Below are 15,223 nucleotides of genomic sequence, written 5' to 3'. Positions count from 1 at the left end.
GGTTGTGCTCGGATCGCTCCTTTTTTTTGATCAGAGGCCAACCATTCCAAACGACGCGGGATTACAATCCCATGCCCATCTGGATGTAGCCGCACGGGCAGGCCATGTGACACACATGGCAGCCGTTGCAACGGGTGTAATCGGTGTGCATCACCTTGCCCTTGGGACGCGAGTGATCCTTGGAGATCGCCTCACGCGGGCAGAAGATGCGGCACTGGTCGCACGCGAAACACAAACCACAGCTCATGCACCGCTTCGCCTCGGCCAACGCCTGCTCGGTGGTGATGGTCTGGGTGGTCTCGACGAACCCCTTGATCGCCTCCTCGACCGGCAGGGCCACCTCTTCGTTGCGCGGAGCCGGCTTGTAGTAGGCCAGACGCATCTGATCGGTCTTGATCGGTTTGCCCTTGGAGGGCAGTTGATACGGCGCGCCACCCTTCAAGAACCCATCGATGGCACGGGCCGCCACGCGACCATGCCCGACCGAACGGGTGGAGATCCCCAGACCCAGCACGTCACCGCCGGCGAACACCTTCGAGTCCTTGGTCTGATGGGTGTTGTTGGCGGAGATCCAGCCCCACTTGTTGGCGAATTCGGTCATGCCCTCTTCCAGTTCCGGCACCTGACCGATACCCATGATCAGGGTGTCGCAGGGGACCGTGAACTCGGAACCGGCCACCGGCACCGGACTGCGACGACCCGAGGCGTCCGGGGCCCCCAGTTCCATGCGCACGCACTGGATCGCCACCACGCGACCGCCCTGGGTCACCAGGCCGACCGGGGTGGAGAGCAGCTTGAACTCGATTCCCTCGTGCTCCGCCTCGACCACATCCTTGGCGATGGCCGGCATTTCGTCCTTGGTGCGACGATAGAGCAGGGTCACCTTGGAGTACTTGGAAACGCGACGCACGATGCGCGCCGAATCCATCGCGGTCTTTTCGGTGGAGATGGAGGTCTCCTGTTCCTTGGCCACGTCGTCCAGGGCCTGACGGGCCTTTTCATAGGCTTCGTCGTTGCCCGCGGCTTCGGCCTCGTCCATCTCGGCCTGCAAGCGCAACGACACGCGCGCGGCGTCCATGGCGCTGTCGCCACCACCGACCACCACCACCTGCGAGCCGATCTCCACCTTGGCGCCGGTGTTCACCCGGTTCAGGAAGCTGGCTGCGGTGAAGACGTTGGCGGAATTCTCGCCCTCCAGGTTCATCACGCTTCCCTTGTGGGCGCCGATGGCCAGGAAAACGGCGTCGAACTTCTCTTTCAGTTCCTGGAAGGAGATGTCCCGTCCGATGCGGACGTTGCACTTCAACTGCACGCCCAGATCGAGAATGTTCTGGATCTCCCCGTCCAGCACCTCTTGCGGCAGGCGATAGTCCGGGATGCCGTAACGCAGCATGCCGCCCGCCTTCTCGAACGCTTCGTAGATGGTCACGTCGTAGCCGCGACGGGCCAGTTGATAGGCGCACGACAGACCCGCCGGACCGGAGCCGACCACGGCCACGGACTGGTTCTTTCTCTCCTGGGTCAACATGGTCAGCTTGAGCTTGCGACGGAGACCATGATCTCCCACATAGCGCTCCATGTTGTTGATCGCCACCGAGCCGTCCGTCAACTCCTTGCGGTTGCAACCCTTTTCGCACGGATGCGGGCAGATGCGACCGTGGGTGGCCGGCATCGGGTTGGTGTCGGTGAGACGATACCAGGCTTGGTCCGTGGCCTCGTCCAGCGAGATCTTCGATTTTTCCGCCTGGGCGATCGTGGTCAGATAACCGCGAATGTCCTCGCTGCTCGGGCAGGCATCCCGGCAGGGAGGCAGACGTTGCACATAGGTCGGGCACTTCCAGCTGGTGCCGTTGCGGACGACGATCTCTTCCGCGACCCCCTTGTCCAACGTGGGCTCGAGGTCAGCCCTGGTAAACTCCTCGTTCAAAATCGTGGTGGATAAACCCATCTGTCAGGTCCCCTCGAAGCGTGAGAGAGAAAACTTTGCAAACGTGCATGATGGGGGGCGATGAGACCTGCCCCCCACCCGTGGCCCCCATGGAAGCGGGCCACGGTAAGCATCCTCTTTTTTCCGTCACAGGCGGACCATGGCGGAACGGTTCAGGTTGGACAGGGCTTCCGGGCCGTCGTCGATGTGGTAACGGGTGAACGGGAAGCCGGTCTTTTCGAAGAACCGTTGCCAACCGATGCGCTCGATCCACTCGCCAACCCGCTCCCAGGGTTTGCCGCTCTCCTTGTAGGCCGACAGGATGCGACGCACCGCTTCGCCCACCTCGGGCCAACGGGGCGGATTGTTCGGCAGACCCCACACCGCCAGTTTCATGAAGGCCGGCGGGGTGCGGGCATTGGAGACTTTGCCGCCCACCCAGATCGACAACGTGTCGGTTTCGGAGTCGCGGATCTCCATGCTCGGGCACTGACCGTGGCAGGCGCCGCAGTACATGCACTTCTCGTGAACCACCTCGACGGTTTCGTAACCGTTGACCACGGCGGGACGGATCGCCGCCGCCGGGCAGATCGCGACCACCTTCGGCAACTCGCAGATCTGCATGTTGGCGTGGTTGATGCGCGGTGGGTGATGGTGTTGCACGATGATGGCGATGTCGCCGTGGCTGGCGCAGTTGATCTGACAGCACGACGAGGAGATGTGGACGCGGTTGGGGAGGGTTTCGTTCTTGAACTCGTCGATCAACTCGTCCATCAGCGCCTTCACCGAACCGGCGGCGTCGCTGCCCGGCAGGTTGCAGTGCAGCCAGCCCTGGGTGTGGGAGATGTTGGAGACCGACGGACCCGTGCCGCCCAGCGGCCAGCCCAGGCTGTTTTCGACCGCGTTGACCAGGCCATCCAGGTCGTTCTTGTCGCCGCACAGGAACTCGACGTTGGAACGCGAGGTGAAACGCAGGAAGCCCTGGCAATACTTGTCGGCGATGTCGCACACCTTGCGCACCGTGTCGGCGCTCATGGTGCGGGGCGAACCGGCGCGGACCGAATAGAGCTTGTCCCCGTTCTTGGCGGTGTGCACCAGCACGCCGGGACGCAGACGATCATGGGATTCCCATTCGCCATAGTTCTTGGCCATGAGGGGATGGAGCATCTTGGTGTAATCGGGCGCGCCCTGGTCGCGGGGAGCCAATGGTTTGTTGCTCATGTTGAAAACTTTCCTTTCGATAAAGGGAGTTCACGTTCGTTCGGATTCGAAGGGATTCCCGGCGCGCGTCGGATCAAGCTTCAAGCGATCCGGCGCGCGGGGAGTCCATGAAGCGGGTCACGCGGTTTCGACCGCTTCGGCCTCGCGGTTCCAGACCGGGGGATTCTTCGTCTGCTCGCCCTCGAAACGGGTCGGGGCCAGCTCCTCGAACTTGATGTAGGGGGTGGTGCGCGGCTGACGGATCATGCGCGGATCCGGCTCCAGACCCACACCCTTCAAGAAGGTGCCCATGCCGACACGGTGGATGAATTCGCCGATGCGCTCGTGATCCATGCCGTTGTCGTTCCAGAACTCCCAAACCCGCTCGATGAAGCTGGTCAGTTCCTCGAGATCCTCGTCGGTCTCGAGCTTCATGAAGGGAACCAGTACCGAACTCAAGGTGTCGCCGATCTTCAGGGTGCGGTGACCACCCACCAGGATGGTGACGCCGCGATCCAGACCCGGCTTGAGGGCGTGATGCATCACGTTGATGCAGTGCATGCAACGCACGCAGTTGTCGTTGTCCACTTCCAGGGTCTTGCCGCGCACCGCCAGGCAGCGGGTCGGACAACGGGTGATCACGTTGTCGATGAGATATTCGAGGCCCTTCTCGTCGATGAACTCCGCGACCTTGGCCTGATCCACCTGCATCGGACCGCGCCAGGTGCCGATGATCGGCATGTCGGAGCGGAGCATGGAGTTGGCGCAGTCGTTGCCGCAGCCGGAGAGTTTGAACTTGAACTTGTAGACGAATTCGGGGCGGTGCAGGTAGTGGATGAAGGTATCGGTGATGTGCTTGGTGGTTTTCATCGTGTCGTAGCAGGCCATTTCGCAGCGGGCCTGGCCGACGCAGCACTGGAGGGTGCGCATGGCCGCGCCCGACCCGCCGATGTCCCAACCATCGTTCATCAGATCTTCGACGCACTGCAACGAACCGGCGTCGTCGAAGCCCAGCAGCAGCACGTCGCCGCTCATGCCGTGAAATTGCAGGATTCCCGCGCCATTGCGCTCGGAGGTGTCGGCCAGGTTGCGCAGCGCCTCGGTGGAGTAGACCCAACCCGGCGGCTCGATGACGCGCACGGTGTGGAAATTGGCCAGACCCGGATACTTGTCGGACAACTCGGAGACGCGGGCGATGATGCCGCCGCCGTAACCCGGAGCATTGATGATTTTGCCAAGCCAGTAGTTCCAGCGATTCTCATACGACTCTTCAAGCTGATTGAGCAGCTGGGCCACGACCGGTTTCTTTTTCGAATACTCCTTGAGATCGGAGAAGAAGCTCGGCCAGGGACCGCTCTCCAGCTCGTTGAGCAGAGGCGTATGCAGTTCCATTGCCTGGGATGTTTGGTTGCCACTCATTCTTCGCGCACTCCTCGTTGAAAAACGCCGTGATGGAACGGTTATCGAGCCGAATCTCTCCAACTGGCGATCTTGCTGCCCCCTCGGCATCGACAGAATCAGACAGGATTTTATGTTGCACTGCATTAGACAATCATGAAATTCCAATATTGTGATTTTCTCTTTGACATCACGACAAGGCAAGGAACTTTTTTTGCGCGGACCCGGATTTTCTCCGGGTCCGCGTGAGGGGGGAGGGGTGGGAATTTAAGGTTATATTTCGGGATAGTAGGAAAAAGGCGAAACTTAGACCAACGTGGCGGCATCCAGGGCCTGGGAGATGTCGGCCAGGATGTCGTCGATGTGTTCCAGACCGACGGAAAGACGCACCATGTCCTCCGAGACGCCGGCCTTTTTCAGCTCTTCGGGGGACAGTTGCCGGTGGGTGGTGCTGGCCGGGTGGCAGGCCAGGGATTTGGCGTCGCCGATGTTCACCAGGTGGGTGATCAGTTTCAGGGAGTCGATGAATTTTTCACCGCACTTGCGGCCTCCCTGCACGCCGAAGGTCAGAATCCCGGAAGCCTTGCCATTGAAATAACGGTCCACCAGGCCGCGATCCGGGTGATCCTGCAAACCGGCGTAGTTCACCCAGGCCACCTTGGCATGACCCTGCAGGTGTTCGGCCACGGCCAGGGCATTGGCGCAGTGGCGCTCCATGCGCAGGGCCAGGGTTTCGATCCCTTGCAGAATCAAAAAGCTGTTGAACGGCGAGATCGCCGCCCCCATGTTGCGCAGCGGCACCACCCGTGCCCGTCCGATGAAGGCGGCGGCGCCGAGGGCCTCGGTGTAGGTGACCCCGTGATAGGAGATGTCCGGCTCGTTCAGGCGGCGGAAACGGGTTTTGTGTTCGGCCCACGGGAATCGTCCGGAATCGACCAGAATGCCGCCGATGCTCGTGCCATGTCCCCCCATGTATTTGGTGAGCGAGTGGATGATGATGTCCGCGCCGTGATCGAACGGACGGCAGATGGCCGGCGTCGGCACGGTGTTGTCCACGATCAGCGGCACCCCCCTGGCATGACCCACCTGGGCCAGGGCCGCCAAATCGACCACGTTACCGAGGGGATTGCCGATCGATTCCACGAAGATCGCCTTGGTGCGTTCATCGATCAACGCGGAGAAGCTGGTTGGTTCGCGGTAGTCGGCGAAGCGCACCTCGATGCCCAGTTGCGGCAGGGTGTGGGCAAAGAGATTGTAGGTTCCGCCGTAGAGGGTGCTCGAGGCGATGATGTTGTCCCCGGTTTCGCAGATGGTGAAGATGGCGTAGGTGATCGCCGCCTGGCCCGAGGAGAGCGCCAGCGCGCCGATGCCCCCTTCCAGTTCCGCCACGCGCTGTTCGAGCACGGCGGTGGTCGGGTTCATGATGCGGGTGTAGATGTTGCCCGCCACCTTCAGGTCGAACAGATCCGCCGCGTGCTGGGTGTCGTCGAAGGCGTAGGAGGTGGTTTGATAGATGGGCACCGCCACGGATTTGGTGGTCGGTTCCGGACGGTAGCCGGCGTGAATGGCCAGGGTTTCCAGTTTCATGGGTTCACAACTCCTTTTGTTCAAGTTGATATCCGATCATCGGCTCTTCCGGTCCGCTTTTTCGAAATACCGGAAACCGTTGCGCCCGCGTTCCTTCACCGCGTACATCGCCATGTCCGCGCTTGCCATCAGGGCATCCCCGTCGGCTCCGTGCGCGGGAAAGAGCGCAATGCCGATCGACGCGCCCACCGTGACCTTCTCTCCCGCCACATCGATCGGTTGCGAAACGGACTGCACGATCTTTCCGGCCACCCGACCGGCGGCGGCGGGGTCGGCCAGATCCGACAGGATCACCGCGAATTCGTCCCCGCCCATGCGCGCCACCAGATCCGAGGCGCGCAGACAGACGCGGATGCGCTGGGTGGAGGTGATCAGCACCTGATCGCCGGCGGCATGGCCCAGGGTGTCGTTGACCTCCTTGAAGTGGTCCAGATCGATCAGCATCAGGGCCAGGGGCTCCTGGCCGCGGGTGGCCTGGGCCAGGGCATGGGTCAGATGTTCGGCGAACAGCACCCGGTTGGGAAGCGAGGTCAGGAGATCGTGATGGGCCAGATGCTGCATCCGCTCCTCCAGCCGCTTGCGCTCCAGGATGCCGGCCAGGGTGAAGCCCACGTTGGCCAGGAACGCCTCCTCCTCGGCGGTCTTGACGTGAGCCGGGTCCAGATAGAGGTTCATCACCGCCAGAACCCTGCCGCGCGAGACGATCGGCAGACAGTAGTGACCGTGATCGGGCATGCCGTCGAAGCGGTTCTCGTGCTGGCCATCCACGTTCTGGACGTGCAACAGCCGCTTTTCGACCGCGGCCCGTCCACACAGACACCAACCGGGCCGGACCGTGCGGCAGGCTTGTTCGTTCTGGGGGGTGAGTCCGTCCGAGGCCATCATCCGCAAGGTGCCATCCTGTTCGTCGGCCAGGAAGATCGCCCCCCGGTGCTCCAGACGCAGAAACGGCACGGTCAGGACGATGTGCAGGGCCACTTCGAGCTGTTTTTGCAGCGACAAGGGTTCCAGGGAGCTTTCCAGCAGCGCACTCAACGCCAGACGGCGCGCCTGGGAGCGCAGGTTGGCCTCGTCGAGACGGTTCAGTTCGCGGCCCATTTGCTGCATGGCGTGCAGGAGAATGCCGATCTCATCCTTGGGGATATGGTCGATGGTGGCGTTCAGGTTGCCCGCCGCGATCTGGCGGGAGAACTGCACCCCCGACTTGAGGGAGCGCAGGATCGAGCGGGTGAGCGTGAACACCATCAGACCCGCGCTCAGAATGGCCAGAACCACGAAGATCGTGTGCAGCCGTTCGGTGTAGGCCAGATGGGTTTCCTGTTTGCCCAGGCGTACCGACAGTCGGGCATCGAACCGTTCGTGGAGCTGTCTGGCCAGGGGGACGAGTTGTCGTTCCGTTTGTTCGACGCGCTCATCCCAGGAGTGGACGGGGATTTGTCCGAGGGCCTCGAATCGATCCAGATAGGTCTGGGTGAGTTCACCGATCTCGTGCCACGATTCGTGTTCCGCGCCGGAACTCTGCGAGCTTTCGTCGCGGACCATCTGCCCGAGGCGGGTCATCCAGTCGCGGGTGAGGTCCGCCCATTTTTCGTCCTGACGCAACAGGTAGTTCTTTTCATGTCGCCGAGCTTCGAGCAGCGCCTCGCGCATCTGCCGGACCCGTTCCTGACCCCGCTCCATGCCGACCAGGATCTGCATGTTCTGCCAGGCCAGCATGGACAAGAGCAGCACCAGACCGACCGTGCCGCCGAAGCCCAGTCCCAATTTGTGATGGATGTACATGCCGACAGCCCCGTGTCCCCTCCATGCGTCCGTGGCTCGCGCGTCAAGATCCTCCGACGATCCATCGCGCCCCAGGGGGCATCATGGCGATGATTCGTCGAAAATTCAAGCGATCGTCCTTGGATCAAGCGGTTCGGTCCGGATCGAGCAACCTTTCGGCTTCCCGGATGATCTCCGGGATCCGTTTGGAGTTGCGCGCGAAAATCGCCTCGCGAATGCGTTCGAACACGGTTTTGTGCGGACATTCGTAAGGCGAGCAGAGCGCGGACAAGGTGTCGCACATGGCGACGATCCGCGCGGATTCGAACAGGGGCAGGGTGGCGATTTCGACCAGTCCGGCGCGCAACCGTTCCGTCAACCCCTCGGGCAGAGGCTCCTGTCCCGGCACGAACGGCGCGGGGGTGGAGTCGCCGGGCTTGCGGGTCAGGTAGGCCGCCAGCATCGGGATCAACCGGGCCAGATCGACCGGCTTGGTCAGATAGTCCGAAACCCCTGCCTCCAGGGCCTCCTTCTCCCGTTCCACGAAAGCGTCCGCCGACAGGCCGATCACCGGGATGTTGGCGGTTTCCGGGTGGTTTTTCAGCATCCGGGTGGCGGTCAGGCCATCCATGATCGGCATGTGGAGGTCCATCAGGATCAGATCCGGCAACCACTCCCGCGCTTTTTCCACCCCGTGCCGTCCATTTTCGGCCACCGTGGCGGTCAATCCCACCTCGTCGAGCACGGCCAGAAGCATCTCCTGGTTCATCGGATTGTCCTCGATCAGGAGAATTCGCGCCTTGGGATCGAATCGGTATTCGCGCCAGTTGAGGCCGTCGCCGTCCTGGGCCGGGGGTGCGGCCTCCTGCAAGGGGAGGCGCACCCGGAAGGTGGAACCGACCCCCTCGTGGCTGTCCACGTAGACGCTCCCCTCCAGCATCCCGGTGAGGCTGCGCACGATGGCCAGGCCCAGTCCGGTGCCGCCGTGACGGCGGGTGGTCGAGCCATCCGCCTGTTCGAACGGTTCGAAGATGGCGTTGAGCCGTTCGCGTGGGATGCCGATCCCCTGATCCTCGACCTCGAACATCATGAATCCCCCGTCGCGCACCGCGCGAATCGTCACGCTCTTGCCGCGCGGGGTGAACTTGATGGCATTGCCCACCAGGTTCATGAGGATCTGGTTGATGCGGGTGCGGTCCGAGTGGACATGACGGGGCAGTTCCGGGTCCAGCGCATAGTGGAGCAGCACCCCCTTTTCGGCGGCGCGATCCTTGGCGACCTGATAGAGGCTCTGCACCAGGAGGGCGATGTCGATGTCCTCCTTGTCGAGTTCCACCTTGCCGGCTTCGATCTTGGCCAGATCCAGGACGTTGCTGATGATTTCGGTGAGGTTGTCTCCGCTGACGCGGATGTTCTCCAGATAGCGCATGAAACGGGGTGAGATCTGGCTTTGATGCTTGAGCAGGATGCGGGAGAAGCCGACGATGGCGTTGAGCGGGGTGCGGATTTCGTGGCTGACGTTGGCCAGAAAGGCGGTCTTGGCACGGTTGGCGCTTTCCGCCTCCTCCTTGGCCTGGCGCAGATCGGCCTCGACCCGCTTGCGTTCGATGAGGCCGGCCAGGGTGTTGGCCACGGCGGTGAGAAACGTCTCCTCTTCGGCCAGGCGGGAGTGTCCCACGGTGAGATAGAGGTTGTAGACCCCCAGCAACTCCCCCCGCGACAGGATCGGCACGCAGTAGTGACCATGGGGCATCATGCCCGGATAGCGGACGTCGTGTTCCGGCCCCACGCAGTCGGCGAAGTAGATGCGCGCATCCTGGGCCGCCCGTCCGCACAGGCAGAAGCCCGGTTCCACCACCTGGCAGTGGGAGATCAGACTGGCGGAGAGCCCTTTCTGGACCACCAGGGAGAGCCGTTTGGTGGATGGATCGGCCAGGAAGATCGCCCCGCGCGCCTGTACCGCCAGCCACGGCACATCGAGGATGATGTCCAGTGCCCGTTGCAGGAGTTCCTCCAGGGAGATGGGTTCCAGGGCGGTTTGCAGCAGGGTGTTGATGGCCAGACGTGACTGGGAGGTGCGTTCGTTGTGGCGCACCAGTTCGCGCAGGGTCTCGACCTCCGCGGAGAGATCCTGGTAACGGGTTTCCAGTTCCGTGCCACCGGTTGGTTCCCGATTGTCCTTGTCCTTGTTTTTTTTTCGTTTGCCCGAGTCGGATTGTTGTTCCAGCTGGCTGCGGGCCGCCTCGAGGTCGGCGCGGGTCACCACGCCCACGAACCGCTCTTCCTCCATGACCGGCAGGACCGGACGGTTGCTTTGGGTCATGCGTTCGAGGACGACATTCAACTCCTCGCCCGCCCGCACCAGGGGACCGCCGGAGAGACCGCGACCGGCCTGAATATCCTCGAGCGTCAGGATTCCCGCGAACGCCTCGTGTCGGAAGATGACCAGAAAGCCATGTCTGGCGATTTCACGGGCTGCCGCCACCCGTTCGGCCCCGGAGCGGGCCATGGGATAACGTTGCCGCACAAAGCCGGCGATTTTCATCGATTCCTCCCTGCGTGGCATCCCGCCCTTGCATCTGGACGGGATCGCGTGCCAAATAATGGATCGCACGGCGCGTCCGGTGCATGTCGGGTCCGGAATGTCGAACGTTGCCAAGAGGCTGAACTGCTTTGTTGAGTTACGACAATCCAGCATCCCACAATTACCACTTGATGTACAGAACTAATTTACCCGGTGCGGGAGCGCTTCAACCCCTCGCGTCGTCCTGTTCGCAAGGACGGGGGATGCGTTCCAACCGTGACCGGATGGGGACCACGGGAAGTTATCAGCGTGTTGACACTTGACAAAATCAATAAAAATCTTGGCGGACGCCAACTGTTGGATCAGGCGGAGTTGCTGATCAACCCAGGGGAACGGGTGGGTCTGATCGGTCCGAACGGCACCGGCAAGACCACGTTGTTGCGCATGATCCTGGGCGAGATGGAGTGCGATGCCGGCTCGATCCGGATGCGGGGCGGGGTGCGGATCGGATTGTTGCGCCAGGAGATTCAGGACGACAGTCAGACCCTGATGGCCATGACCCTGGCCGGCGACCCGGAGTTGACCGGATTGCGCGGCGAACGCGACGTGATTCAACACCATCTGCTCGATCCGACCCGCGCTGCGGAGCACGATGCGCTGGTGGCCCGTCTCGGGGAGATCGATCTGCGTCTGGCCACCCTGAATGCTTATGCCGCCGAATCGCGCGCTGCCGCGATCCTTACCGGTCTGGGGTTTGCGCCGGAGGATCCCTCCCGTCCGCTGGGCAGCTTCTCCGGAGGCTGGCGGATGCGGGCGCAGCTGGCGCGGTTGCTCTTCTGGGCGCCCGATCTGCTGCTGTTGGACGAGCCGACCAACCATCTGGATCTGGAGTCCGCCGCTTGGCTGGAGAACCATTTGAAAAAGAACGCCGGCGCCCAGGCGTTGGTGATCGTCTCCCACGACCGTTCGTTTCTCAATCGCGCCACCAACGTCACCGTGGAGTTGGAAAACGGACGCCTGACCCGTTTTTCCGGCCCCTTCGACGCCTGGCTGGAGCAGAAGGCCATGAACCTGCAAACCCTGGAGAAGTCCGCCGCGCGCATCAACCGGCGTCGCGAGGAGTTGGAGTGCTTCGTCCGACGGTTTCGTGCCAAGGCCACCAAGGCCAAACAGGTGCAGAGCCGGGTGAAGATGCTCGCCAAACTGGAGCCGGTCCCGAAGGCCGCCCCCGGCGTCGGGCCGCCGCGCATCCGGTTTCCCACCCCGCCGGCCTGCGGCATGGATGTGCTCAAGACCCGCCGGCTCAAGAAGGGATACGGTGACAAGCTCATCCTCGACGATGTGGGGCTGGAACTCAAACGGGGTGAGAAGATCGGTCTGGTGGGGATCAACGGCGCGGGCAAGAGCACCCTGCTCAAACTGATCGCCGGCGACCTCACCCCCGACTCCGGACAGGTGCTCCTCTCCGAGCGCATCAAGGTGGCCCGTTTCGCCCAGCACGCCCTCGAAACCCTCAATCCGGCCCAGACCGTGCTCGAATCCGCCGCCACCGCAGCCCCGGACCATTTCGGGGATACCGCCCTGCGGACGCTGTTGGGAGGGATGCTTTTTTCCGGGGATGCGGTGAAAACCAGGGTGGCGGATCTCTCCGGCGGGGAGCGGGTGCGGCTGGCCCTGGCCCATCTGTTTCTGTCCGGAGCCAACTTGTTGTTGCTCGACGAGCCGGCCAACCACCTCGACATGGCGGCCCGCGCCGCGCTCGAGGAGGCGCTGATCGACTATCCGGGGGCCCTGATCCTGGTGACCCACGATCGGGATCTGATGGAGGCCAGTTGCGATGTCCTTTGGGTGGTCGCCAACGGCAAGGTGACGGTCTGGGAGGGGACGCTGGAGGGCTATCTGGAGCAGGCGATCCGCGATGAGCCGGCGGGTGGCGCGAGCGGCGCGGCGCTGGCCGTTCAGGCGGGGCGCGATCCCCGCGATCCCCGCGAGATCCGTCGTCTGACCGCCCAGGTGCGCGACCGGTTGCGCGCCGAAACCCAGCAGGCCAGGAAGCGTCTGGAGAAGCTGGAAAAGGAGATCGAGACCCTGGAGGCGGAGCAGGGGCGGATTCAGGCCGTTCTGGCCGATCCCGAGGCCTATGCCGACGCCGCGCGCGCAAGCCTGAAAAACGACGTGGCGCGCCTCGGGCAACTGGAGGGGCGGCTGCTTGCGGCGATGACCACCTGGGAGGCGTTGTCCCTGGAGATCGCGGCCCAGGAGTCGGAAGCGGAGTCCGAGCTGGCCCGGATCCGCGCCGGCGAGGGGTGATCCCCATCCTAACGTCCCGCAGCTCATGCGCGCTCGCTCCGGGATCCGCGCCGGCGAGGGGGCTCCCCGCGCGGGGAGCCGGCCTGGGAACGATCGGTCAGGGCGGGGTTTTGTCCATCGTGCGATTGATGTTTGCAGATGGAGGAATCCAGGTTATGATGACCATTCCTGAAAAATCCATCGGCACCCTGTGATCTTGGCGAGCCATGAGTTCCCAAACCGTCCCCCTGGAGCACCATCCCGCCTCGCGTCTGGACCCACGCCGCGTGCGTCGGGCCATGGGGCGCGCCGCGCCGGTCGAAAACGATGATTTCCTGGCGTTCGTCAACCAGCGTCTCGTGGAGCGCGTCACCGAGATCCGTCTGGATTTCCCAACCATCCTCGAGTTGGATCGCGTGCCCGGTCATGCCGCTCAACTGTTGCGCGCCCAGCTCCCGGACGCCCGCGTGATCGTCCAGGGATTGGCCGCGCCGCGCCCGGATGCCTGGTCCACATCCCCCACGCCCCAGGATCCACATCCGCCCCGCGCCCTGGTCGGGGATCCGGTCAAACTCCCCTTCGCGACCCACACCTTCGATCTGGTGATCGCCAACATGACCCTGCACTGGTCTGCGGATGCCATGCGCGCTCTGCGGGAGATCCGGCGCGTGCTCAAGCCCGGCGCGCCGCTGTTGCTGGCCACCATGGGGCCGGCCACCCTCTCCGAGTGTCGCGCGGTGCTGGCCGAAATCGATCAGGCGCGGCATGGACGAGTCTGGCCGCGCATTCCGGAGTTCTTCTCCCTGGCCGATCTCGGGGATTTGTTGGGTCTGGCCGGTCTGGCCCGTCCGGTGGTGGATCGCGAGATGATCCGACCCCGTTTCGAGGATGTCGAGCATCTGTTGTTCGAGCTGCGTCGCATCGGCGCGACCAACGCCCATCGGCACCGTCCACCTGGGCTGATGGGTAAGGGAACCCTCCGCGAGCTGGCGCGGCGGTGTGACCCGCGCCACGCCGATCCGTCCGCCACCGGGCTGCCGGTCACCCTGGAGATCCTGTTCGCCCACGCATGGAAGCCATGAACCGGATTTTCTTCCGGTATCAACCATCCCTTGAACGCGAGTCAACCCCCAATGTCCGAAACAGTCCCGATTCCGGAAGGCGATTTCCTCTCCAAGCTGACCGTTCTCTATGTCGAGGATGATCCGGATATCCACCGTCTGCTCGATCGGGTGATCCAGGCCCATGCCGGGGCCCTGGTCACCGCCCGCGATGGCGAGGAGGGGTTGCGGCTGTTCGAACTCAAGCGACCGGATATCATCATCACCGATATTCTGTTGCCCACCCTCGACGGTCTGGAGATGACCAGGCTGATTCGTGACCTGGAACCCGAGATTCCGATCATCGTCACCACCGCCCACAGCGACGCCGAGTTTTTCATGCGCTCCATCGATCTGGGGATCGATCGCTATGTGCTCAAGCCTACCGCGCCCCAAACCCTCCTCAAGGCGCTGCAACACTGCGCCAAGGCCCTGAGACATCGCCGGGAGACCGAATCGGCCAACCGCTACGTCCGTTTCATCCTGGATATCCAGCCCAATCTGCTCCTGGTCACGGAGCGCGAGCGGCTCGAATACATCAACCGCGCCTTTCTGAATCTGTTGGGGTTCCAGTCATTGGAGCAGTTTCTGGTCAGCGGCGCGCGGTTGGGGGAGCGGTTGCTGGATCGGGCCGGCAAGCCCCTGGTCGATCCTTCTGCCAGCCCCAACGCGAATCACTGGTTGACGACGCTCCTGAACGTCTCGCAGGAGCATGGGGTGGTTCATCTGCGCCGCGCCGATCAACCCCAGAGTCGGGTCACCCCCTACGCGATCACCTTCAATGCCCTGCCGGAGCTGAATCGATACATCTTCTCCTTTTCGGATGTGACCCATCTGGAGAAGGAGAAACAGCAGCTCGAGATCCAGGCATTCACCGATTCTCTGACTGGAACCTGCAACCGCGCCCGTCTGCAAGGGGTGCTCAACGCCGAGTTGCGGCGTTCGCAACGTCATGAACTGCCCTTGTCGGTGATCCTGTGCGACATCGACCATTTCAAGCGGATCAACGACCGGTTCGGTCACCAGACCGGGGATGACGTGTTGCGACAGGTGTCGGCGTTGATGGCCGCCAACATCCGCGCCGAGGATGTGTTGGCCCGCTGGGGTGGCGAGGAGTTCATGATCGTTTCGCCGCAGAACGATCTGGAGAGTCAGCGGCTGTTGGCCGAGAAGCTGCGCGGCCTGATCGAATCCACCTTCATTCCCACCGTGGGGAACATTACCTGTAGTTTTGGCGTGGCGCAACGGCGCGACGACGATACGATTCGCGATCTGACCGAGCGGGCCGACCGGGCGTTGTATGCCGCCAAGGAGGGGGGACGCAACCGGGTGGAGGTGAATCCGGAGAGTCTGGCGTGACGATGGCAGACATGCGTGATACTTGGTCTTCGCGCCAGCATCAACCCTGGCTGGCGTGGGACTTCTGCATCAACTCCA

The 15,223-nt window shown here is 63.0% G+C and carries 9 protein-coding genes; 3 read left to right on the top strand and 6 right to left on the bottom strand.

Annotated elements, in window-relative coordinates; translation table 11 throughout:
- Positions 1 to 61 precede the first annotated feature (61 nt).
- The 6 genes from ACV4UY_RS09100 to ACV4UY_RS09075 form a co-directional block, all read right to left on the bottom strand.
- The gene (locus ACV4UY_RS09100) at positions 62 to 1,948 is read right to left on the bottom strand and encodes an NAD(P)-binding protein (RefSeq protein ID WP_491607286.1); all 1,887 of its coding nucleotides are present in this window, start codon (positions 1,946 to 1,948) and stop codon (positions 62 to 64) included.
- 126 nt (positions 1,949 to 2,074) lie between these two features.
- Positions 2,075 to 3,148, bottom strand: a complete 1,074-nt coding sequence (gene dsrB, locus ACV4UY_RS09095) for a dissimilatory-type sulfite reductase subunit beta (RefSeq protein ID WP_491607285.1) — start codon at positions 3,146 to 3,148, stop codon at positions 2,075 to 2,077.
- A gap of 117 nt (positions 3,149 to 3,265) precedes the next feature.
- Positions 3,266 to 4,546 (bottom strand): dissimilatory-type sulfite reductase subunit alpha, encoded by a 1,281-nt coding sequence (gene dsrA / locus ACV4UY_RS09090; RefSeq protein ID WP_491607284.1) that lies wholly within the window; start codon positions 4,544 to 4,546, stop codon positions 3,266 to 3,268.
- Between the two features lie 285 nt (positions 4,547 to 4,831).
- On the bottom strand, positions 4,832 to 6,112 hold the full coding sequence (locus ACV4UY_RS09085; RefSeq protein WP_491607283.1) for an O-acetylhomoserine aminocarboxypropyltransferase/cysteine synthase family protein: 1,281 nt from the start codon (positions 6,110 to 6,112) through the stop codon (positions 4,832 to 4,834).
- Between the two features lie 36 nt (positions 6,113 to 6,148).
- Positions 6,149 to 7,894 (bottom strand): diguanylate cyclase domain-containing protein, encoded by a 1,746-nt coding sequence (locus tag ACV4UY_RS09080; RefSeq protein ID WP_491607282.1) that lies wholly within the window; start codon positions 7,892 to 7,894, stop codon positions 6,149 to 6,151.
- 124 nt (positions 7,895 to 8,018) lie between these two features.
- Positions 8,019 to 10,418, bottom strand: coding sequence for an ATP-binding protein (locus tag ACV4UY_RS09075; protein WP_491607281.1), 2,400 nt, complete (start codon positions 10,416 to 10,418; stop codon positions 8,019 to 8,021).
- Between the two features lie 288 nt (positions 10,419 to 10,706).
- On the opposite strand from ACV4UY_RS09075, the gene ACV4UY_RS09070 reads away from it, so the two are divergent.
- From ACV4UY_RS09070 to ACV4UY_RS09060, 3 genes are all read left to right on the top strand, one after another.
- Positions 10,707 to 12,707, top strand: a complete 2,001-nt coding sequence (locus ACV4UY_RS09070; protein ID WP_491607280.1) for an ABC-F family ATP-binding cassette domain-containing protein — start codon at positions 10,707 to 10,709, stop codon at positions 12,705 to 12,707.
- Between the two features lie 206 nt (positions 12,708 to 12,913).
- Positions 12,914 to 13,768, top strand: a complete 855-nt coding sequence (locus tag ACV4UY_RS09065) for a methyltransferase domain-containing protein (RefSeq protein WP_491607279.1) — start codon at positions 12,914 to 12,916, stop codon at positions 13,766 to 13,768.
- 51 nt (positions 13,769 to 13,819) lie between these two features.
- Complete coding sequence (locus ACV4UY_RS09060; RefSeq protein WP_491607278.1) at positions 13,820 to 15,145, top strand: diguanylate cyclase; 1,326 nt, start codon at positions 13,820 to 13,822, stop codon at positions 15,143 to 15,145.
- The last annotated feature ends 78 nt before the right edge of the window (positions 15,146 to 15,223 follow it).

The organism is Candidatus Magnetaquiglobus sp., assembly GCF_058402785.1.
This window is presented reverse-complemented; position numbering and strand designations above follow the sequence as displayed.